The 21,043-nt window shown below is 32.8% G+C and carries 15 protein-coding genes; 7 read left to right on the forward strand and 8 right to left on the reverse strand.

Annotation, left to right across the window (positions count from 1 at the left end):
• Positions 1–135: 135 nt before the first annotated feature.
• From AB3G33_RS09050 to AB3G33_RS09065, 4 genes are read right to left on the reverse strand one after another with little or no spacing between them, the layout of a single operon-like run.
• Positions 136–1,338 (reverse strand): AGE family epimerase/isomerase, encoded by a 1,203-nt coding sequence (locus tag AB3G33_RS09050; protein ID WP_367768453.1) that lies wholly within the window; start codon positions 1,336–1,338, stop codon positions 136–138.
• Positions 1,339–1,340: 2 nt separating this feature from the next.
• A complete protein-coding gene (locus AB3G33_RS09055; RefSeq protein WP_367768456.1) occupies positions 1,341–2,537 on the reverse strand; it encodes a glycosidase in 1,197 nt (398 codons plus the stop codon).
• A 23-nt stretch (positions 2,538–2,560) separates the two neighbouring features.
• Positions 2,561–3,952 (reverse strand): MFS transporter, encoded by a 1,392-nt coding sequence (locus AB3G33_RS09060; RefSeq protein WP_367768459.1) that lies wholly within the window; start codon positions 3,950–3,952, stop codon positions 2,561–2,563.
• Positions 3,953–3,981: 29 nt separating this feature from the next.
• Positions 3,982–5,130 (reverse strand): glycoside hydrolase family 26 protein, encoded by a 1,149-nt coding sequence (locus AB3G33_RS09065; protein WP_367768461.1) that lies wholly within the window; start codon positions 5,128–5,130, stop codon positions 3,982–3,984.
• Positions 5,131–5,405: 275 nt separating this feature from the next.
• On the opposite strand from AB3G33_RS09065, the gene AB3G33_RS09070 reads away from it, so the two are divergent.
• The 7 genes from AB3G33_RS09070 to AB3G33_RS09100 all read left to right on the forward strand — a co-directional run bounded on the left by AB3G33_RS09070 (position 5,406) and on the right by AB3G33_RS09100 (position 16,295).
• Positions 5,406–6,284, forward strand: a complete 879-nt coding sequence (locus tag AB3G33_RS09070; protein WP_367768463.1) for an AraC family transcriptional regulator — start codon at positions 5,406–5,408, stop codon at positions 6,282–6,284.
• A gap of 391 nt (positions 6,285–6,675) precedes the next feature.
• Positions 6,676–9,867: a SusC/RagA family TonB-linked outer membrane protein gene (locus AB3G33_RS09075; RefSeq protein WP_367768466.1), complete on the forward strand. Its 3,192-nt coding sequence runs from the start codon at positions 6,676–6,678 to the stop codon at positions 9,865–9,867.
• A 19-nt stretch (positions 9,868–9,886) separates the two neighbouring features.
• Positions 9,887–11,479, forward strand: coding sequence for a RagB/SusD family nutrient uptake outer membrane protein (locus AB3G33_RS09080; protein ID WP_367768468.1), 1,593 nt, complete (start codon positions 9,887–9,889; stop codon positions 11,477–11,479).
• Positions 11,480–11,497: 18 nt separating this feature from the next.
• Positions 11,498–12,538: an IPT/TIG domain-containing protein gene (locus AB3G33_RS09085; protein WP_367768471.1), complete on the forward strand. Its 1,041-nt coding sequence runs from the start codon at positions 11,498–11,500 to the stop codon at positions 12,536–12,538.
• A gap of 86 nt (positions 12,539–12,624) precedes the next feature.
• Positions 12,625–13,863: a glycoside hydrolase family 27 protein gene (locus tag AB3G33_RS09090; protein ID WP_367768474.1), complete on the forward strand. Its 1,239-nt coding sequence runs from the start codon at positions 12,625–12,627 to the stop codon at positions 13,861–13,863.
• Positions 13,864–13,872: 9 nt separating this feature from the next.
• Positions 13,873–14,835: a glycoside hydrolase family 5 protein gene (locus AB3G33_RS09095; RefSeq protein ID WP_367768476.1), complete on the forward strand. Its 963-nt coding sequence runs from the start codon at positions 13,873–13,875 to the stop codon at positions 14,833–14,835.
• 434 nt (positions 14,836–15,269) lie between these two features.
• The gene (locus tag AB3G33_RS09100; RefSeq protein WP_367768479.1) at positions 15,270–16,295 is read left to right on the forward strand and encodes an outer membrane beta-barrel protein; all 1,026 of its coding nucleotides are present in this window, start codon (positions 15,270–15,272) and stop codon (positions 16,293–16,295) included.
• Positions 16,296–16,492: 197 nt separating this feature from the next.
• Here AB3G33_RS09100 and AB3G33_RS09105 read toward each other — a convergent pair whose 3' ends face one another.
• From AB3G33_RS09105 to AB3G33_RS09120, 4 genes are all read right to left on the reverse strand, one after another.
• Complete coding sequence (locus AB3G33_RS09105) at positions 16,493–17,395, reverse strand: N-acetylmuramoyl-L-alanine amidase (RefSeq protein WP_367768482.1); 903 nt, start codon at positions 17,393–17,395, stop codon at positions 16,493–16,495.
• Between the two features lie 36 nt (positions 17,396–17,431).
• Positions 17,432–17,911: a hypothetical protein gene (locus AB3G33_RS09110; protein WP_367751987.1), complete on the reverse strand. Its 480-nt coding sequence runs from the start codon at positions 17,909–17,911 to the stop codon at positions 17,432–17,434.
• 46 nt (positions 17,912–17,957) lie between these two features.
• Entirely contained in the window at positions 17,958–19,271 is a 1,314-nt protein-coding gene (gene rimO, locus AB3G33_RS09115) for a 30S ribosomal protein S12 methylthiotransferase RimO (RefSeq protein WP_367768485.1), read from the reverse strand.
• Between the two features lie 255 nt (positions 19,272–19,526).
• Complete coding sequence (locus AB3G33_RS09120) at positions 19,527–21,029, reverse strand: OmpP1/FadL family transporter (RefSeq protein ID WP_367768488.1); 1,503 nt, start codon at positions 21,027–21,029, stop codon at positions 19,527–19,529.
• Between the last annotated feature and the right edge of the window lie 14 nt (positions 21,030–21,043).

A 21,043-nucleotide genomic window follows, 5' to 3' on the forward strand; every position in this document is an offset into this window, starting at 1 on the left:
AATCTTTTATTTTTTAAAGAAAAAAATAAAAGGATTTCCACTACTATCTGGGCTAGGGCTATTGTTATAACGGAACGATTATCTTGTCCATTTGTCTTTCTGATAAAGGAGTGATTAGACTCAAAATGGTTCTATCTATGTATTCTCGATTTTTTTAATTCGGTTAATGACTTCAATACAGGCCCGACCATTATGATAGGGACATTTCCAAAAACCGGCTTTGTCTTTTTCTATTAAAGAATAATCGGCATTTACACCCCAGTGCCATTCCCCGTTTTCTGTATCAAGAAGGTATTTCTTTATAAATTCCCAATTCTTTAAGACTACATCTAAATAGCTTTTATCTCCGGTTAATTCATAGGCATTAAAAAAACCAATCATCAATTCTGCTTGAGGCCACCAGTGTTTTTCGACAATTAATTCATTTCTTTCGGGATCCAATTCATACCATAAACCACCATCTTCATCAATTCCTTCATTGGTGACATCCGTAAGTTGAATAGCGTGTTTTTTATAACGTGCTATTAATTTTTCATTTCCAGAAATTTCTGCACATTGTAATAAAAGCCATGCAGCTTCTATGTCGTGTCCATAGGATATTACATCTGGGTTTTCGATCCAGTTTTCATCAAAAAATAGTTTTAAATGACCTGTTTCTTCATTAATAAAATGAGCATCAATTACCTCGAGCAATTCAACAATGTCATTAAGTAAGGTTTCCTCTTTCCAAACGGTATACAAATTGGCATATGCTTCCACAATATGCAAATGCGTATTCATTGTTTTCTTTTCGTTAGCGTCTTTATCACTCAAGCGCAAATCGTCAATGTTTTGCCAATGGCGTGTAAAAGCTTCTAGATACCCTTTGTTTATTGGATCGTAACTGTGCTCTTGAATTTTTTGGTACAAATGAATAGCGAGTTCTAATGCTTTTTCTTCTTTGGAAATAGCATAATATTCCGTCAATCCATAGATTACAAATGCGATCGCATAAATTTGGTTTTTGGTATCTTTTGGTGTTCCATCAGCATGTAAACTCCAAAAAATACCGCCAAATTCCGTATCATAAAAATGATCAGCGATATAGTCAAAAGCACGTTTGGCAATTTTTTTGTGCTCTTCGTATTTTGTTTGTTTGTAAGCTGCTGAGAACGTCCAAAGAATGCGAGCATTCAATACCGAACCTTTTTCTGCTTCGGTATAAATTACCTCGTTGGCATCAATTTGGCCTACAAAACCATTATTAACTGTATCCAATGAAAACGCCGACCAATATCCTAAAATAGAATCGAGTTCTGCTGTTAGTTCAAATTTTAATTTTTTTAATTGTAAGGACACGTTTATGAAATTGCTTTATTTTTATTTACTAATTCAATAATTGTATGCACTGATCCTGCTGATGTAAAGGTGTCTTCAGGAGTATTGGTTACGTAATCTACTAGTTTTTCAACAGATGAAACCGCTACATGCATTCTCGTATCTGATGAAGCGTAATAGATAAAAACAGTTCCATCTTCATCCTCAATCCATCCATTAGAGAACAAGACATTAGATACATCACCCACTCTTTCAATTCCTTCTGGCCCCATAAAATGTCCAGCAGGTTTGTGGGTTACTTTTGAAATATCATCTAAAGCTGTCATAAACATGTACAAAGTATATCGCAATCCTGCAGCGGTATTTCTTACACCATGTGCTAAATGCAACCAACCCTTTGTAGTTTTAATTGGTGCTGGACCTAAACCGTTTTTAAGTTCGTAAACCGTATGATATTGCTTTCCGTAAATGATAGTCTCGTTTTGCACCACTGGATTTGTAATGTCATCGATATAACCTAATCCTACACCACCACCATTTCCTATGTCAATAAATCCGTCTTGTGGACGCGTATAAACTGCATATTTTCCGTTTACAAATTCAGGATGAAATACTACATTTCTTTGTTGACCTGTATTCGAAATTAAATCAGGCAAACGTTCCCAAGTTATTAAATCTTTGGTTCGTACGATTCCTGCATTTGCAATAGCAGAACTAGTATCTCCTTTTGGAGCATTTGGATCTTTTCTTTCGGTACAAAATATACCATAAATCCATCCGTCTTCGTGGTTTACTAAACGCATATCGTACACATTAGTGTCAGGATTCCCTTCGATTTGAGGCAATACACATGGTTTCTCCCAAAATTCGAAATTATCAACACCATTTGGACTTTCAGCAATAGCAATAAATGATTTACGATCAAAACCTTCTACACGAACAGCAAGAATATATTTATTATTCCATTTAATGGCACCAGAATTCAAAGTTGCATTTACCCCAATGCGTTCTAATAATAATGGATTAGTAGCTGGATTTAAATCAAATCTCCACTCAATAGGAGCGTGACTAGCTGTTATAATTGGATTTTTGTAACGTGTGAAGATACCGTTTCCAACAGTGTTTTTAGGTTCGTTTTTTTGTGCTATTAAAATTTGAAATTCGTTTTGAATATCAGTTTTTCTATTTTGGAAATCAGTGATCATATTTTTTGTATTCATAATTTAGAGTTCTAATTCAGGTATTATTTATTTAAATTTCGTTTGTTATCAAGTTCTTGTTCTATGATTTGTAGTTTTTCTTCATTCAATGGATAAAATAGAATAAAGAGTACTGAGATTGCTGCGGCAATAGCAGGAAGAATACTTAGCATGAGTTGGATTCCGTTTTGTGTCAAGGCGGTTTGTTCAATATTCGCCTGAAAACCATAAAATGCAAGAAGCCATCCTGTTGCAGCCCCACCAATTGTCCAACCAAATTTTTGTGACATAGAAGAAGCAGAGAATACTAATCCTGTTGCTCTACGACCTTGTTTCCATTCAGAGTAATCAGCACTGTCAGCATACATCGACCAGATTAAAGGAAAGATGCAACCCGCACAAATACTTATTAATATTTGGAAAACCATAATTAGTAAAACATCTTCTTTTCCAAAAAAGTAAAAAACAACGCTTAAAATTGCGGCTAAGGTCATCGCTCCAAAAAAGGTGTTTTTTTTACCAATTTTGTTTGCAATAGGAGTGGCGGCAATTACTCCAATAATATTCGCAGCTTGTCCTAGAACTAAGTATAATGAGGTTGGTGTCATTGCAAAAGTCTCTCCAAATACATTAAAACTGTAGTTTACTGTATTGCTTACGTAATATTTAAAGTAATAAACGGCTGCACCATCTCGGATTGAATTGAATACTAATGCACCAATTCCCGCACCAAGTAAAATCCACCATGGTTTGTTTTCCCATAGATCTTTAAGGTCTTCTTTTAAATTTGTTTTTTCATCAGAAATGGGTTTAACGCGCTCTTTGGTTAGAAAAAAACAGCCCCAAAAAAAGAGGGTCGTGATAATTCCAAATACGATGATGGTATATAACCAACCCGTTTTTGAATTCATATTTCCTCCAAAATGATTTACCAAAGGTTCTATTAACCAAAGTGCCAATAAGCTTCCAGCAAATGCAAAAACCATACGATAAGAAGATAGGGTTGTGCGTTCTTTTCTATCCGATGACATTACTCCAAGTAGTGAAGCGTAAGGAACATTGATTATGGAATACACCATCATCATTAAAGAATAAGTAATGTAAGCATAGATTATTTTGCCTTTTTCATCAAAATCAGGAGTATAAAATGTTAAGATACCTATTACGGCAAATGGAATTGCAGTCCATAATAAATAAGGTCTAAACTTACCCCAACGTGTTTTAGTACGATCAGCAATTATTCCTACAATGGGATCAAAACAAGAATCCCAGATTCTAGTTATTAAGAACATAGTTCCAACTACGGCTGGAGCTAGACCGAAAACATCGGTGTAAAAAAACATAAGATACATGCTGAATATTTTCCAAAACATAGAGGAGGCAGCATCTCCTAAGCCGTAACCAACTTTTTCTTTTATACTTATTTTATGGTGCATTTTTGGTTGTTTAAAGGTCTAAATGTTAATTAATTATTTTTATATAGGTTTTCTTTTTTCGCTTCTTTTTCGAATAGAATTTTATCAAGTTTATAAAAATTGATAAAGTCTTTTTCGCTTATTTGCCCTTTATAGGGTGCGTAATAATGCATTTTTTGTTCTTTCTCTTGCCATCCGTGGTTTCTCCATACTAATAGATAGGAAATTTTATAATCACCAATCGCTTTTATTAATGTATCAGTCCACCATTTATCATAAGGAATAGCTTCATAACCCGTTTCGGCAAAAGCCATAATTTTATTTTGTTCTTTGGTTACTTCATCCATGATTTTAAATTGTCTTTGGCAATTTTCTATAAAAGAATTATCTTTCGTAGGGTCACTGTATTGGTATTTATCAAAACTTAAAATATCAGCATAATCACTTCCAGGATAATATTCTAGAAACTCTTCTTTGGTATTAAAGTCGGCAGTATTGTAAACATATATTAAATTATGTACTCCTTTTTGCTGAAAATAATTAATAGTAAATTTCCATAATGCTTTAAACTCTTCTGGACTTCCATTGTTTTTGCACCACCAAAACCAGTTTCCTGTAAGTTCATGGTAGGGTCGGTATACCATAGGAATAGGTTTTCCATTTTCATCTTTTATAGATAAAATAAAGCGTATTCCTTCATCTAACCAAGATTTGAATTTTTTATGATTGACACCACCAGGTAGCGCTGATGCTAGAGAATTTGGAGTAATGTCCCAAGCGTTTTTATTTGTTAAAGGATTATCAATATGCCAGCTAAGAGTAGTAATACCTCCTCTTTTATGTGATTCTTTGATGTACTGTCTCATTTTATCAAATGGTACACCGTCTATATTTGTTTTTGATTTTTTTTCTAGTCCTGCAAGATCCCATCCATATACCGCAGGATAGTCTCCAGTGAGTTCTTTTACATCACTTCTTCCAGCTTCATATTTCCAATTTACACCGTAGGCTAAATCATCTTGGTGACCAAAAAAGATTCCAATATCAATTGATTTTTTTAAATTATTGTATAATTGTTGAGTTTCTATAGTTGATTTTGTATCAGAAAGAGATGATTTAGTATCATTAGGTTGTTTTTTTGAGGCGCAAGAGATAAAAAGGCAAAAAAGAGTGAATAGTGCAATAGTGTTTTTTTTCATTTTTGGGAGTTGATTTGAGTGCATGTTTTTTAGTACTCTACTTTTTTAAATTGATGCTAAAATAGTTTTTTATGTAATAAAAAAAACAAACGATTTAAGGAATGAAATTATTAAAACAATAAAAATAATGGATAATAAAAATGATTTGTATTTAATATGAATGTAGTTTTTAAAATAATGATAAATGTATTTTTCAAAGATAATTGGATGACTCGCTTCTAATTAATATTATTTTATCAATTATATATCATATTATTGCAAATAAAAAAGTTAATATGAGCAATCTGAAAAATTTTTACAGAGAAATACCCCCTCTTTCTTCGGGAGACAGTTTTTTGGTTTTTGACAGAGTCAAAGATAATTTTGACTTTCCAGTTCACTATCATCCTGAATTTGAGATCAATTTCATTCAAAATGGTAAAGGAGTGAAGCGTGTTGTGGGTGATAATATTGAAGAAATTGAAGATATTGAGCTGGTACTAATAGGACCTAATTTATATCATGGATGGGAACTTAATAGATGTAAAAACAATCAAATTCATGAAATTACGATTCAGTTTCATAATGATTTATTTGATGACACCTTGTTGTCTAGACGTATAATGAATCCTATTAAGGATATGTTTAATCGCTCAATTCATGGTATTTTATTTTCTAGAAAAACTGCTGAAGAGCTTGCTTCTCGTCTTGTTAAAATCTCAAAACTGGATGGTATAGATTATTTTTTAGAGATCATTTCAATTTTATATGACTTAGCTAACTCTAGGAATCAGAGGCTTTTATCTACTTTTACTGTTGATCATGATACGTTTGAAGATTATGATAAAATGAAATTGGTTTATGAATATGTGCAAAATAATTTTGCCGAAAAAATAACTTTGGATGAGGTTTCCAGTGTGGCGAGCATGTCGAGTATTTCATTTAATCGATTTATAAAAAAGAGGACTGGTAAAACTTTTGTCAATTATATAAATGATATTAGAATTGGGTATGCTGCAAGATGGCTAGTTGAAAAGGATCTGAGTATATCTGAAGTTGCATTCAAATCTGGGTTTAATAATATTGCTAATTTTAATAGAAGTTTTAAGACTATTAAAAAATGTACTCCAAGTCAGTATAGAGAAGATTTTTCGGGGTTAAAAAGAATTTTATAACATTTTTTCTTAATTGATTCTATTTGTTTTCACTGTACTTTAGAACCTTTTTTGCGAAAACAGCATAGTCTTCTTTTTTTTTGTAAGACAATTTTATATAGCCTTTAATTATTAAAGGCTATTTTTTTTTACTCCATTTCATTTCATTTTATCGTATTTTTTTTATCAATTAATTATACAATACGTAATTAAAAATGTGTTTTTTTTTCAAATACATATAGTTATTGAGTATAAAGTAAAAATATTATCATTAAATGATATAATACTATTAATAAGATGTTTGCTTGTGTTATAGATTTGTTAATTATAAATAATTAAAATTAACCTGTATTCTAATTTCTAATTTTTTCCCTTTTAGAAATTAGTATTCTTAACTAACCAAACATTTATTATGAAAAAATTATTGTCTAATTTGATTCATTGGAAAATCAATCATCGTCTGTTTCCTTTGATGTTATTTTTATTACTAACAAGTACTTTTGTTACTGCTCAAACCAAAATTTCGGGAGTGATAAAAGATGCGAATGGGCTTACTATCCCAGGAGCTAATATTGCAATTGTTGGGTCTAGTAAAGTCGTATCAACAGATATTGACGGTAAATATGAAATTGATGCGCCATCAACTGCGACATTATCATTTTCCTTTATTGGATTTGACACTCAAAAAATTGCTGTAAAAAGCAGGTCAAAAATCAATGTAACTTTATTAAGTGATTCACAAGCTTTAAATGAAGTTGTAGTTATTGGATATGGAACTCAAAAAAGGGGAGATATCAATAGTTCAATATCATCTGTTAAAGCAAAGGATTTAGAGAACATTAAGCAAGTCAACATTGATCAAATGTTGCAAGGTAAAGCTGCAGGTGTTTCTATAACAAATAACTCTGGATCTCCTGGTGGAGCGGCTTCGGTTAGGATCAGAGGAACAACTTCTATATCTGGGACTAATGAACCTTTATATATTATTGATGGTATTCCTATTTCTGGTGATGCTACAGGCAAATCTACAAGTGGACAAGCTCTAGCAGGAAAAGATGGTTTTTCATCAACTGGTGGGGGTGGTAATAGCGCTGTAAGTCCTTTGTCAATGATAAATCCAAATGATATTGAATCTATTGATATTTTAAAAGACGCTTCTGCGACAGCTATTTATGGTTCAAGAGGAGCAAATGGTGTAATTATTATTACTACTAAATCGGGTAAAAAAGGTGCAGGTAAAATTACTTATGATACGTACTCTTCTTTTATAGCAAATTCTAAATCTCTTGATGTAATGAATTTGCAACAATTCGCAAAAAACAAAACAGATTTAGCAAATTTATACGGATACGAAGTTAGACCAGAGTTTGCCCATCCTGAATTATTGGGATTAGGAACAAATTGGCAAGATGAGGTGTATAGAACAGCATTGGCTAAAAGCCATCAATTATCATTTTCTGGAGCCAAAGAAGGAACAAGTTATTATTTGTCTGGAGGATATTTAGATCAAGAAGGAACTATTATTGGTTCGGGTTATAAGAGATACACGGTAAGGTTAAATGTAGATTCAAAAGTTAAAGACTGGTTGAAAGTGGGGTCAAATTTGACTTCTGGAATAACGAATGAAAAAATTACTGTGAATCAAAGTTTTCAAGGTTTGATTAGTAATACACTACTACAATCTCCTGATATACCAGTAAGGAATATTGATGGAACTTTTGCAGGACCTCCTAATAAAGACCAAAGTGTTACTTATTATAATCCTGTTGCTGAAGCATTAACAAGAGAGAATTCATTAGTAAGAAAAAACTTTTTGGGGAATATCTATGCCGAGATTGACATTGTTAAAGGTTTGAAATACCGTGCTGAAGTTTCGGCAAATACCGAGTTTTCTGAAAACAATGATTTTAGACCTTCTTATAAATGGGGGTCTCAAGTAAATCTTTTGGCAGATTTAAACATGAGAAGACAAAATTGGTATTCAACAAATATTAAAAACTTGTTGACGTATGACAAACAGATAAATAAACATAAGTTTACTGTTCTAGTAGGTCAAGAAGCAAATGATAGTCATTGGGAAGGATTAGTAACTTCATCAGAAGGGTTTCAGACTAATGAAAACCATACTATAAATTTAGCCAATGTTGATAATAACACAGTAACAGGTTACAAAGGTAGTGCATCGTTATATTCCCTCTTTGGGCGTGTTATTTATGATTTTGATAATAGATTTAGTTTAAATGCCTCAATAAGAGCTGATAAGTCTTCAAAATTTGACCCTGCAAATGGGGATAAACAATGGGGCGTTTTTAGAGCGGTTTCTGGATCTTGGAAATTGTCTAACGAGGCTTTTATGGAAAGTACTCGTGACTATATCGATAATATTAAATTTAGATTAGGATATGGTGAAACGGGGAATCAACAAATTGAAAACAATAGGTACACTGCTTTATTAGGACAACAAAGCTCTGGTTTAGGTAGTGGGTTTTTAGTGTCAAACTCTCCAAATCCGGATTTAACTTGGGAATCACTTAATCAAAAAAATGTAGGACTTGATTTTACACTATTTAATTCAAGATTATCTGCAAGTGTTGATTTTTATGAAAAAATTTCAAAAGACTTTTTGTTTCAAGTGCCATTGCCAATATACTTGACAGGTGGGGGAGGTCAATACGGAGGGATTTCTGCTCCTTATTCTAATCTTGGAACCATGAGTAATAAAGGATATGATATTACTTTAGGCTATAATACAAAAGGAAGTGGTTTTAATTGGAGTTCCTCATTAGTTTTTTCTCATTATGTAAACAAACTGGTAGATATTCAAAATGGTATTATTTTGACACAACAAGTAAATACAAATGGATACCAACCAGTCGTGGCAACAAATACCGTAGTAGGACAGCCAATAGGGATGTTTTATGGCTATGTTTCTGAGGGGATTTTTAAAGATATGGCAACACTAAATGCAGCGCCATTACAATTTGGTCAAACTGTTGGGACTGGTGCTGGACAAACGTATTTAGGAGATGTTAAATACAAAGATGTGAATGGCGATGGCGTAATTGATCCATTAGACAAAACGTTAATAGGTAGTCCACATCCAGATTTTACTTTCGGATTTACCAATAATTTTAATTACAAAAATTTTGATCTTTCTGTTTTCTTACAAGGTTCATATGGTAATGATATCTTGAATTTAACTAAAAGAGCAGGTACAACTAATGCTTCATTATATGAAAATCAATTGGTAGAGGCAGCAAATTATTGGACTCCAACAAATACAAATACGGATATTCCAAGACCTATTGCAAATTCATCAAATACGAATCTTGTGATTTCAAGTCGTTATCTAGAAGATGGTTCTTATATGAGAATTCAAAATCTAACTTTTGGATATTCATTGCCTCAAGATGCTATTTCAAAATTAAAAATGTCAAGATTAAGATTTTATGGTTCTGTACAAAACTTGTACACTTTTACAAAATATTCAGGTTACGATCCAGAGATTGGTTCTTTTAATCAGAATCCTCTTTTGTCAGGTATTGATAATGGAAGGTACCCATCTCCAAGAACATTCACAGTTGGAGTAAATGTTGAATTTTAAAAAATAATAAATTAGAAAGATGAAATATAAAACTTTTTTTAACACCTATAGATTGCTTAGTGTAGCAATTGTATTTTTAGTTTTTGGGTCTTGTCAGGAAGACTTCACAAACAGACCTCCAGAGGATGCAATAAGTTTAGATTCTTATTACAGTACTAATGAGCAGGTAGCATCGGCTACTAATGGGATGTACAGTAGAACTTGGTTTCAAATGTATAATAAGTTCTATTGGGCTCTAGAAGTAGGATCAGGTAACATGTATTCAGGTTCACCAGATGTAAGTGGTTTAAGAACATTTTCTTTAAACGGGAGTGATCCTGAATTGGAAAATGGTTGGGCGTCACTTTGGGCTAATGTCGCTCAAGCTAATGCAATAATTAATTTCTTGGAATCAAGAGTTGGTTCAGCAGTTAATCCAGCTGTTGTTCAAAACACAATTGGAGAAGCTTATTTTATGAGAGCGACTGCCTATTTTGATTTAGTGAGAATATGGGGAGCTGTACCTATTATAGAAAACAATTTAGATTTCTCTAGTAATCCTAATGTTAATACTAATTCAGTTGAAGATATCTATAAGTTAATCACTATGGATTATCTCCAAGCGATTGATCGATTAGCTGATAGAACTAGAGGGGCTAATTATGGGGTTAATGGACATGTTTCAAAAGGATCTGCAAAAGCTTTTTTAGCTAAAGTTTACTTATACCAAAAAGATTATCCTAATGCTAAATTGATGGCAGAGAGTGTAATTAATAGTGGGGAGTTTAAACTTCTTGGAGGCGATCAATTACCAGATAAAAGTTTTGCTGATTTATTTTTGTATAAAAACAACAATAATGAAGAATCAATATTTGCATTACAATGGAAAGGGGATGGGAATTACGGTTCAGGAAACAATTGCAATACACAATTTGGTATAAGTTCATCTACAGTTTCTACTTCAAATGCTTCCTATGGAGGTGTGTTTGGTCCTTCTCAAGAAGTGATGTCTTTATATGTTACTGGAGATAAAAGAAAACATGAAACTGTAATGACTCCTGGAGATGTATATCCTAATATGAACACTACAACAGGGATTGGTTTTACTGTTCCTGATGAAAATAATGCTCAAGGTTCTGGGGGAGGAATTAAGAAATATTGCATTGGTGTAAAATCTGATGCAACTGGACCAACAGATGCCTGGGCGATGATGGATAATAATAGCTATGTGATGCGTTATGCTGAGTTGCTATTGATACACGCTGAGGCTATTTTAGCAGGTGGATCAAGTACAGGTGATGCAGCAGCATTACGTTCATTTAATGCTGTTAGAAATAGAGCAGGATTAGCCAGTAAAACATCAATTACTTTTGATGATATTTTTAAAGAAAGAAGGTTAGAGTTATGTTTTGAAGGAGATTATTGGTTTGATTTAGGGAGAATTGATAAAACAAAAGCAATAGCAATTATGGCTGCTCAAAATAGAGGAGATAAGAATGGTTCTGCCTATTTTACTCCAATTTATGACCCGGTAAATAGACAGGCTAATGACTTTTTAATGCCTTACCCAGATAATGATGTTGCTAAAAATCCAAAATTATTGGAAGCTCCAGTTCCTTATACTTTCAAATAATATTAAAAAATAATGATTATGAAAAAATTAAAAATAAAATATTTATTGAGCTTTCTGATGATGGCTACAATATTTATTAGTGTACTATCTTCATGTTCAAATGACGATAATGGGACTGCATCATCAGCTTTGACAATTGAAAGCGTGAGTAAGTCAGAAGCTGGGGATTTAGTACCTACAGCTGTTGGTTTTGCAAATAATGTGTATATCATAAAAGGGTCTGGTTTTAGTACTGTTGAAAAAATATATTTTAATGATACGGATACTTATTTTAACCCAACTTTAGTAACGGATACAGCAATTTTTGTAACTATTGATTTGAATACTCCATATGCAAACTCATCTAATGAGTTAAAGATTGTTACTAAAAATGGGACTGTAACTTATCCATTTGTTGTGGCTCCGCCAGCCCCTGTTTTATTATTTGGATTTAATCCAATCAATGCTGTTGAGGGCGATATTATTACAATATACGGGAACTTTTTTCTTGACCCTGTGGTGACTATCGGTACAACTGCTACTCCAGTAATTTCGTCTTCATTAACAGAGATTAAAGTAAAAATTCCTGCAAATTCAGATGGTAAATATGTAAATGTAACCACTATTTCAGGTACGATTAAATCTGCTGCTGCTATTGGTTCGGCACTTTATGATGATGCTTTGCAAGGAGATGCGGGGCATTGGATGTGGAATGGGGCTGATACTTTTAATACCGATTACACTTCGGATAAGGCTCAAGGGTTAAAAAGTATAAAATTTATTTTTGGTGGATGGAATGGTGCTGATATGAAGTTTGCTTCCAGAGATGTAACAAAATATAAAGCATTTAGAGTTCGTGTTAAAAGCATTTCTACTAATGCAGATGCCAGTGTTATATTTGTTTTTGGAGGATGGGCATTTCAAATTAAAAAGGCACTATCAACTGATTGGACCTATATCGAGATTCCTTTTTCTGAAATTGGCAATCCTACTACATTTGATCAGTTGACTTTACAAGAGTCAGGTAGTTTTGGAGGAAATACAATCCTTATGGACGATATGGGATTTGTCTTAAAATAATATTTTGTTTAAGTGAGTTTGGTTGAGCAATTCCCTAATTTAAAAATTAGGGAATTCTTTTTTTTAATCTATGTTAATAATTAAATATGAAAAAAATAACAATAAGTTTTTTAACATTACTAACCTCTTTTGTAGGCTTTAGCCAAGGAAATAAAGTGAATCAAACTGGTGGAAAATTTGAAGGTCTTGCTATGGCTCCACCAATGGGTTGGAATTCTTGGAATACATTTGAAACCAATATAAATGAAAAACTAGTAAAAGAAACTGCCGATATTATGGTAAGTACAGGAATGGCAGCCGCTGGTTATAAATATATTGTCCTAGATGATGGATGGATGACTAGAGAAAGAGATGCTAATGGAGATTTAGTTCCGGATCCTATTAAATTTCCAAGTGGAATGAAAGCCTTAATTGATTATGTTCATTCTAAAGGTTTGAAATTTGGACTATACAATTGTGCAGGAACACAAACTTGTGCAGGGTATCCAGGTACACGAGGATATGAATATCAAGATGCACGATTTTACGCTAGCCTAGAAATAGATTATCTAAAGTATGATTGGTGTAATACAGCAGGAATTAATGCTCCCGAAGCGTATGCAACGATGAGTAACGCGCTTAAAAAAGCGGGAAGACCTATTGTTTTTAGTCTTTGTGAATGGGGAGATAATAAACCTTGGGAATGGGGGGAACCGATTGGGAATCTTTGGAGAATTTCGGGAGATATTTATCCTTGTTTTGATTGTGAATTTCACCATGAAGAAGGAAACTGGTCTTCTTGGGGATTTATGAAAATTGCCGAAATGCGTAAAGACATTCGTAAATATTCAGGACCTGACCATTGGAATGATTTTGATATGATGGAAGTGGGTGATGGAATGACAAATACTGAAGATAAAACCCATTTTACGATGTGGTCCATGTTAGCTTCACCATTAATAGCAGGTAATGATTTCAGAAAAATGTCTAAAGAAACCTTGGCGATTTTAACTAATAAGGCATTAATTGCAGTCAATCAGGATAAATTAGGGATTCAAGGGTTTAAACTTTCAGCAGTAGATGGATTAGAAGTATGGGTGAAGCCATTATCTGATGGAAACTGGGCAGTTACATTTTTAAACAGAACAGAAGTAGCTAAAAATATTAATTTTGATTGGAAAAAGAACCCAATTAAAGACCCTGACTTTGGCTTTGAAGCCGATTTCAATAAAACAATATTCAAGTTGAAAGACCTTTGGAATAACAAGGATATAGGTACTACCAACAAGAATTTTATGGTTACTATTGCTTCTCATGATGTAATTACTTTGAAACTAATTAAATAAAAATAAACTATGAGTATAATTTATAAGATTATTATAATGTTGCTTTTAATGTGTTCCAGTCTAATGACTGCTCAATTTGTAAAAAAGCACGGGCAGTTAAAAGTAGCAGGTACACAACTTGTGGATGTTAATAATGAACCTATAGTATTGAGAGGGATGAGCTTTGGTTGGCATAGTATGTGGCCACGGTTTTATAATGAAGATGCAGTAAGTTGGTTAAAGAAAGATTTTAAATGTACTGTTGTCCGAGTAGCTATGGGTGTTGAAGCTGGAGAAAGTCCTTACATTAAGAAGCCTGAATTCTCAAAAGAAAAAATTGAAGCAGTAGTAAAAGGAGCCATCAAATCGGATATTTATGTGATTATTGATTGGCATAGCCATAATATTAATTTGGAAGAGTCTAAAGTATTTTTTGATGAGATGTCAAAAAAATACGGAAAGTATCCTAATATTATATATGAAGTTTTTAATGAACCAGATTACGAAACTTGGCCCGAAGTAAAAGCTTATGCTGAAGAAGTAATAAAGGTAATACGAACTAACGATCCTAACAACGTAATTTTAGTAGGGAGTCCTCGCTGGGATCAAGATGTTAACCTTCCTGCAGAGGATCCTATAAAAGGATATAAGAATCTAATGTATACCATGCATTTTTATGCAGCGACTCATCAAAAAGTATTGCGAGACAGAACAGATAAAGCGATAAAATCTGGTTTACCCATTTTTGTTTCAGAGTCTGCTGGTATGGAAGCCACTGGAGATGGACCATTAGACTATAAGGCTTGGCAAGAATATATTGATTGGATGGAATCAAAAAAAATAAGTTGGATTACATGGTCGGTTTCTGATAAAGACGAAACCTGTTCAATTCTAAAAAAATCGGCAAAGTCAAATGGAAATTGGAAAAAGATAGATTTGAAAGAATCTGGAATTAAGGTGCGAGAATTATTACGGAAATATAATAAAGAATAGTGTGATAAAATAGACTGTAAAAATAACAGTGTAGTTTTTTAATAGTGAAATTTGTTTTTTTTTTCTTTGTAGTTTATATGGGTGCCCCTATTTTTTAATAGGGGTATTTGTGTTTTTAGCATGTTTTTTATTGTTTTTAATCGTTTTTTATTTTGTTTTGACTATTTATTGTTTGAAAAACAAGGGGGTTTGACTGAGAAACGCGTTATGAATATTTTGTTTTTACATCGTCAAAAATGAGGAATACTTATTTTTTTAAAGTGTTTTTTTGTAATTAATAATTCTAACGGTTTTAAGTTAAAAATTCGGATTTTATTTATTTATCTTAAATAAAAGTTAATAAATTCGTCCCCAGAACAAGGAAAAATTCCTTCTTTAACATTTTTTATCATTAAAAAACGATTAAAAAAGTAACTAACTAAAACTAAATTAATATGAAAAAAGTAGTAATTATGTTGGCTTTTGTGCTGACGGGAACTATGACATTTGCTCAAGATGCACCAACATCAACACCATTAGAAATTTCAGGTTCGGGAGATCTTTATTATAAATATGACTTTTCTAAAACAGCAAACATCCCAACAAGCTTTGCTTCAGATCAAAACTCTGTTTCTTTAGGAATGATCGATATCGCATTGAAAAAAACAACTGGTAAAACCTCTTTTGTAGGTGAGATTTCTTTTGGTCCTAGAGGGCAATTTCAATCTATCTTAAATTCCGATGGTACTTACGATGAGTTAGGCGCTAACTCTTTCCATATTCAAAACTTGTATGCTACTTATGCAGCAACTGATAAATTAAGTTTTACCGCTGGTTTTATGGGAACATTTATAGGATATGAAGTGATTTCTCCTTTAGCTAATTTCCATTATTCAACTTCTTATTTGTTTACTAATGGACCATTCCAAAATGCAGGTGTTAAAGCTAACTACGCCATAACTGATAAAGTAGGTTTAATGGTAGGTGCATTTAATGATGCTTGGAATTCTTATCAAGCAGATGCATTTAAAGGATTAAACGCTTTTGGAGCTCAATTGTCTTTAGCTCCAACTGAAGGGGTAAATGCTTACATCAACTTTATGGATGGTTCAGTAAGTGGTACAATCGTTGACTTAACTGCAACATTCAAACTTTCTGATAAATTTTTATTAGGTCTTAATGCTGCTGATTACTCTAACGATGGTGATGTTGGTTATACAGGTGTTGCTTTGTACCCATCTTATGCAATCTCTGATAACTTTGGCTTAGGTTTACGTGGGGAGTATTTTGATTATAAAAAAGGTTCTGGAGATACTTCAGTTACTGCATTAACATTTTCAGCCAATTTAAAATCAGGAGGATTAACATTTATTCCGGAGTTTAGAATAGATAATTCATCTGATGAAGTATTTGTTGACTCTAATATGGCTGCAACAAAATCTGCTGCACAGTTTGCTTTTGGAGTTGTATATGGTTTCTAACCATAAACCATAAAAGAATTTTAGATTATATATTTGTAATAATAACTTATAATTTTTTTTTTTGACTGTCAAAATAACTCTAGTATTTTGGCAGTTTTTTTATGATGTATTGTCTCGATAGTGCTTCATAAAATAAGACTATAAAAAAAGAGTTTTCCATATGGAAAACTCTTTTTTTATAGTCTATAAACTACTAGCTATTGTTTTTTGTATATGGAATAAATAGTGTTTATTGTATTTTCATCTAGTATATCACTTACATCTGTTTGAATAAAATGGCGTTTGAAAGCTATAATTGCAGCTGAAAGATTTTTTGTGTTATATCCTATAATTCGTAACCCTTGCTCTGGATTAAAATTTACTGGAGCTGTTTCTAAAAGATCATCTTTCCATATTCCAAATCCATTTTCGGCCAATGTTTTCCAAGGGAATAGGGTACTTGGATCATTTTTTCGAGTAGGAGCAATATCGGAATGGCCAATAATATTTTGAGCAGGAATGTTGTATTCTCTTTTTAATTTACTCAATAACGCCATTAAACTAGTTATCTGAGCTTCTGAAAAGGGCTCTGTGCCATTATTGTCTAATTCAATTCCTATTGAAGCCGAATTTACATCTGTATTTTTCCCCCATGATCCACTGCCAGCATGCCAGGCGCGTAAGTAGTCATTTAGCATTTGTACTACACTTCCATCATCTCCTATCACATAATGTGCACTTACTTGTGTTCTTGTAAGAGTAAATGTTTTGATAGTTTGTTGAATCGAGTCTTGTGCGGTATGGTGTATGATAATAAAATTTGGTTTACGTAAATTAAAATTTACAGTTCCAATCCATTCCGTTTTTATACCATTTCCTATTGGGGTAGACCCCATTTTAGATATTGTATCTTTAAAAGTATATAATTGTTTTGTGTACACATTATCAATACTAATTATAGTTTTTGTGACAATAGGTAATGCTTCTGGTTCTTTACTTGAAATTGTTTCTTTAAAAGATTTTAGTTTGCTATCATATTCCTTTTCACTTGCCTTATATGGATTTGTGGAGCAGGATGTAATAACAATTGTAAGAATGAAGTAATAAAAATATTTTTTCATAGTATTAACAAGGGGCTTATTGTTGATCAATAATTTTTATCTATTTCTTCTTGATCTTTTTTTGCTGTTGCTTTCTTCGTTTAGTGCTTTGTATTTTACTTTTTGGTCTTCATTCAAAAATTCGTTAATTTTTCTGTCAGTAGTTTCAGAAAGCGCTTTTATTTCCTCTATTTTTTGCTCTTGACTGGTCTCTCCCTTTATTAAAATTCCTTGAGAGCGAATGCTTTCAATTAAAACATTTGATATAGCAATCTCTTGTAAAGCGTCAAGATCAAGTTCAAGTTTTAGTTTTTCCATTATTTTACCTACGGTTACTTCTACAGGTATTTCCTTAGGTTTATCATGACTTGGGCCTTGATTCAATTGACTCATTTGCCCCATTCGTCCTCCACCATAACCACCTCCGCCATATCCATTACCATAACCACCATACCCATTATTTCCATATTGAGCCGAAACAGAATTAATTGATAATAACACAAGTGTCAAAACTAGTAAAGAGTGAATTGTTTTCATGTTTATTTTTTTAGTGATTTATAATGTGGAATAAGATAATATAAAATTAGGCTGGCTCTCCGTATAAGTCAAATTCAGTTGCTTCAATAATCTTAATCATAGCAAAATCACCAGTTTTCAAATAAAATTTAGAAGCATCAATAAGAACTTCGTTATCTACATCAGGACTGTCAAATTCAGTTCTTCCTACAAAATGACCGCCTTCTTTTCTGTCGATAATACATTTGAATGTTTTACCTAGTTTTAATTGGTTTAAATCCCATGAAATTTGTGATTGCAGTTCCATTATTTCGTTTGCACGGTCTTGTTTTACATCAGCTGGAACATCGTCTTCTAATAAGTAAGCGTGTGTGTTTTCTTCATGAGAATAAGCAAAACAACCCATTCTGTCAAATTTAATTTCTTGAACCCAGTCTTTTAAGATGTTAAAATCTTCTTGTGTTTCTCCTGGATATCCTACGATTAAAGTCGTACGAATCGCCATTTCTGGAACTGCTGCACGGAAATCTTTCAGTAATTTAGTTGTTTTCTCTTGTGTTGTTCCACGACGCATTGATTTCAATATAGAATCTGAAATATGTTGTAATGGAATATCAATATAATTACAAATTTTTGGTTCACGTTTCATGATTTCCAAAACATCCATTGGAAAACCAGTAGGGAAGGCGTAATGCAAACGAATCCATTCAATACCTTCTACTTTAACTAGTGCTTCTAATAATTCACCAAGATTACGTTTTTTGTAAATATCAAGACCATAATAAGTTAAATCTTGAGCAATTAAAATTAATTCTTTTACACCATCTCTTGCTAGACCTTCTGCTTCTTTTACTAGTTTTTCAATAGTTTGAGAAACGTGTTTTCCACGCATAATTGGAATAGCACAAAAACTACATGGTCTATCGCAACCTTCAGCAATTTTTAAGTAGGCATAATTTTTTGGAGTAGTAGTCAAACGTTCCCCAAGTAATTCATGTTTATAGTCCGCTCCTAAGGCTTTTAATAACGCAGGTAATTCAGTTGTTCCAAAGAATTGATCCACATTTGGAATTTCTTTCTCTAAATCAGGTCTGTAACGTTCAGATAAACAACCTGTAACGAAAACTTTGTCAACCAATCCTCTTTCTTTCTTATCGGCATATTCTAAAATCATATTTACTGATTCTGCTTTGGCATTATCAATAAATCCACACGTATTAATAACAATAATGTTACCTTCTGTTTCTGCTGGAGCCTCGTGTTCAACCTCTTTTCCGTTGGCACGAAGTTGCCCCATTAAAACTTCGCTATCGTATATGTTTTTTGAACACCCAAGGGTGATCACGTTGATTTTATTCTTTTTTAAAGACTTGGTTCTCATAGATTTGTAAATTGGAGTGCAAAATTACGCTTTTTTATTCAAACAGAACTTGTTTCCCTTCTTTTTAGCTATTTTTTATGGAGCTATTCCTGCTATCCGATACAAACGAAGTTCACTGAACTCCTTTCTAAATAAAGATTTAGTGAAGTAATCTCCTGAGAAAAATCGGGAGGATTTTCACTGCTATTAAGGCTAGAAAAAAACCGTCTTGTTAAAATTAGAACGAGACGGTTTGTAATTGTTTCTTCGTATTATTTACAATTCAAATAATAGGGTGAAAGTAATGTTGTTGTTAATGGAGTTGATTTTGGCTCCATCAGTTAACCCTTGACTAAAAAATCCTTGTTGTGAATCTCTTTTGGCGTAAGAATAAGCTAAATCCGCTTTAGTAGATCCAAAGTTGTAGCCTAAACCGCCTGAATATCCAGTTAAGTCTCCTATTGTTGTTCCGTTTTTGTAAGGACTTTGTTCATATCGATATCCTCCTCTTAAACTTATTTTTTCAATTTTATATTCGGCACCAATTCTTAGCTCGCCAGTATTGTTAAGAGTGTTACTCATAGTGTTATTTAATCCACTGAAATAGGCATCATTCTCTGGCTTGAATTTAGTTTTGCTATAATCTTTTATCGCATAATCAATGCTTATTAATCCTGATTTTCCAAAAATATAAGCAAAACTCCCTGTTAATTTACTTGGTGTTTGTAAATTGTACGGTGCATAAACATTAGTAATTCTTGGGTCAACTACATCCGATGGTAAAGAGCCGTCAACATTGCTACTTACAGCAACAAGTTTTTGAGAAAGTTCGTCACTTAAATGATACCATGTTGATGATTCATAGGCTAGTCCTAATCGCATTTCATTGGTCACTTTAGCGATGGCGCCTAATTGGAATGAAAATCCTGTTCCATAAGTGTATAATTCATTATTAAACTGTGCTTTAGTAACTTTGTAATTAGAGTCTAAAGCGTTGTTGTTGTCTTCATAAAAAACAGAAGACTGTCTGAAATCTGCAAAGTGTGAATTAAGATTTATTCCTAGGTATAATTTATCTTTATATGAAGTAGAAGCATTAAAAGAAAGTTTTCCATTATAACCAGTAGTGTAGACGCTATTTTCTTGGTAGTAATTTCCACCTGGAGCAACATTTGAATTGTATTGGGTGTTGTTAGCGTCAGTCGTTTCAGGATTTATGACGTACCCTTGGTATCCAAAATAAGCTTGTTGCGTTCCGTGGTCTAAACTACCGTAATTTGAATTTTCAAGTGTATTTAAAGGAACTCCATTTGCATAACTTAAAAAGTAATTGGCGATGGAATTCGTTGGGTTGGTTCCTGCAGAAAATACAGAATTATTATAATTATTGGTATTTTCATAATCGATACCTACAGCAATTTTGCTCCAATTACTACTTGGGTTTTGGTTTTTGAAAACAAAAACTCCTCCAGCTTGACTTAAGTCAAATGAATTCTTATTATCGGTTGTTGTAGTTCCAAAATAGGTTGAATTATTTTTAATATCATTATTGCTTAACGTAACTGCGATTTGATTGTTTATAAATACAGCTGAACCAGCTGGATTAACACTTAGAGAAGATAGGTCGCCTCCAAGAGCGCCAAAAGCACCGCTCATTGCTTTGAATCGTGCGGTACCGTTTAAGTTGTCTTGTGAAAAGCGTAATGCATCGGTTACCTCTTGTGATTGTACGACACCGAAAGTTAAGCCTGTCATTATTAAAAATATATATTTTTTCATTTTGATGATTTTTT

The sequence above is a fragment of the Flavobacterium sp. WC2421 genome (assembly GCF_040822115.1).
In the GTDB taxonomy this organism is placed as follows: Bacteria; Bacteroidota; Bacteroidia; order Flavobacteriales; family Flavobacteriaceae; genus Flavobacterium.

Bases quoted from the DNA above. Each gene is read 5' to 3' on its own strand.
- AB3G33_RS09110 (WP_367751987.1), bottom strand. From the start codon at position 17,911: ATGAAAACAATTCACTCTTTACTAGTTTTGACACTTGTGTTATTATCA.
- AB3G33_RS09100 (WP_367768479.1), top strand. From the start codon at position 15,270: ATGAAAAAAGTAGTAATTATGTTGGCTTTTGTGCTGACGGGAACTATG.
- AB3G33_RS09070 (WP_367768463.1), top strand. From the start codon at position 5,406: ATGAGCAATCTGAAAAATTTTTACAGAGAAATACCCCCTCTTTCTTCG.
- AB3G33_RS09055 (WP_367768456.1), bottom strand. From the start codon at position 2,537: ATGAATACAAAAAATATGATCACTGATTTCCAAAATAGAAAAACTGAT.
- AB3G33_RS09120 (WP_367768488.1), bottom strand. From the start codon at position 21,029: ATGAAAAAATATATATTTTTAATAATGACAGGCTTAACTTTCGGTGTC.
- AB3G33_RS09065 (WP_367768461.1), bottom strand. From the start codon at position 5,130: ATGAAAAAAAACACTATTGCACTATTCACTCTTTTTTGCCTTTTTATC.
- rimO (WP_367768485.1), bottom strand. From the start codon at position 19,271: ATGAGAACCAAGTCTTTAAAAAAGAATAAAATCAACGTGATCACCCTT.
- AB3G33_RS09095 (WP_367768476.1), top strand. From the start codon at position 13,873: ATGAGTATAATTTATAAGATTATTATAATGTTGCTTTTAATGTGTTCC.
- AB3G33_RS09090 (WP_367768474.1), top strand. From the start codon at position 12,625: ATGAAAAAAATAACAATAAGTTTTTTAACATTACTAACCTCTTTTGTA.
- AB3G33_RS09105 (WP_367768482.1), bottom strand. From the start codon at position 17,395: ATGAAAAAATATTTTTATTACTTCATTCTTACAATTGTTATTACATCC.
- AB3G33_RS09085 (WP_367768471.1), top strand. From the start codon at position 11,498: ATGAAAAAATTAAAAATAAAATATTTATTGAGCTTTCTGATGATGGCT.
- AB3G33_RS09080 (WP_367768468.1), top strand. From the start codon at position 9,887: ATGAAATATAAAACTTTTTTTAACACCTATAGATTGCTTAGTGTAGCA.
- AB3G33_RS09060 (WP_367768459.1), bottom strand. From the start codon at position 3,952: ATGCACCATAAAATAAGTATAAAAGAAAAAGTTGGTTACGGCTTAGGA.
- AB3G33_RS09075 (WP_367768466.1), top strand. From the start codon at position 6,676: ATGAAAAAATTATTGTCTAATTTGATTCATTGGAAAATCAATCATCGT.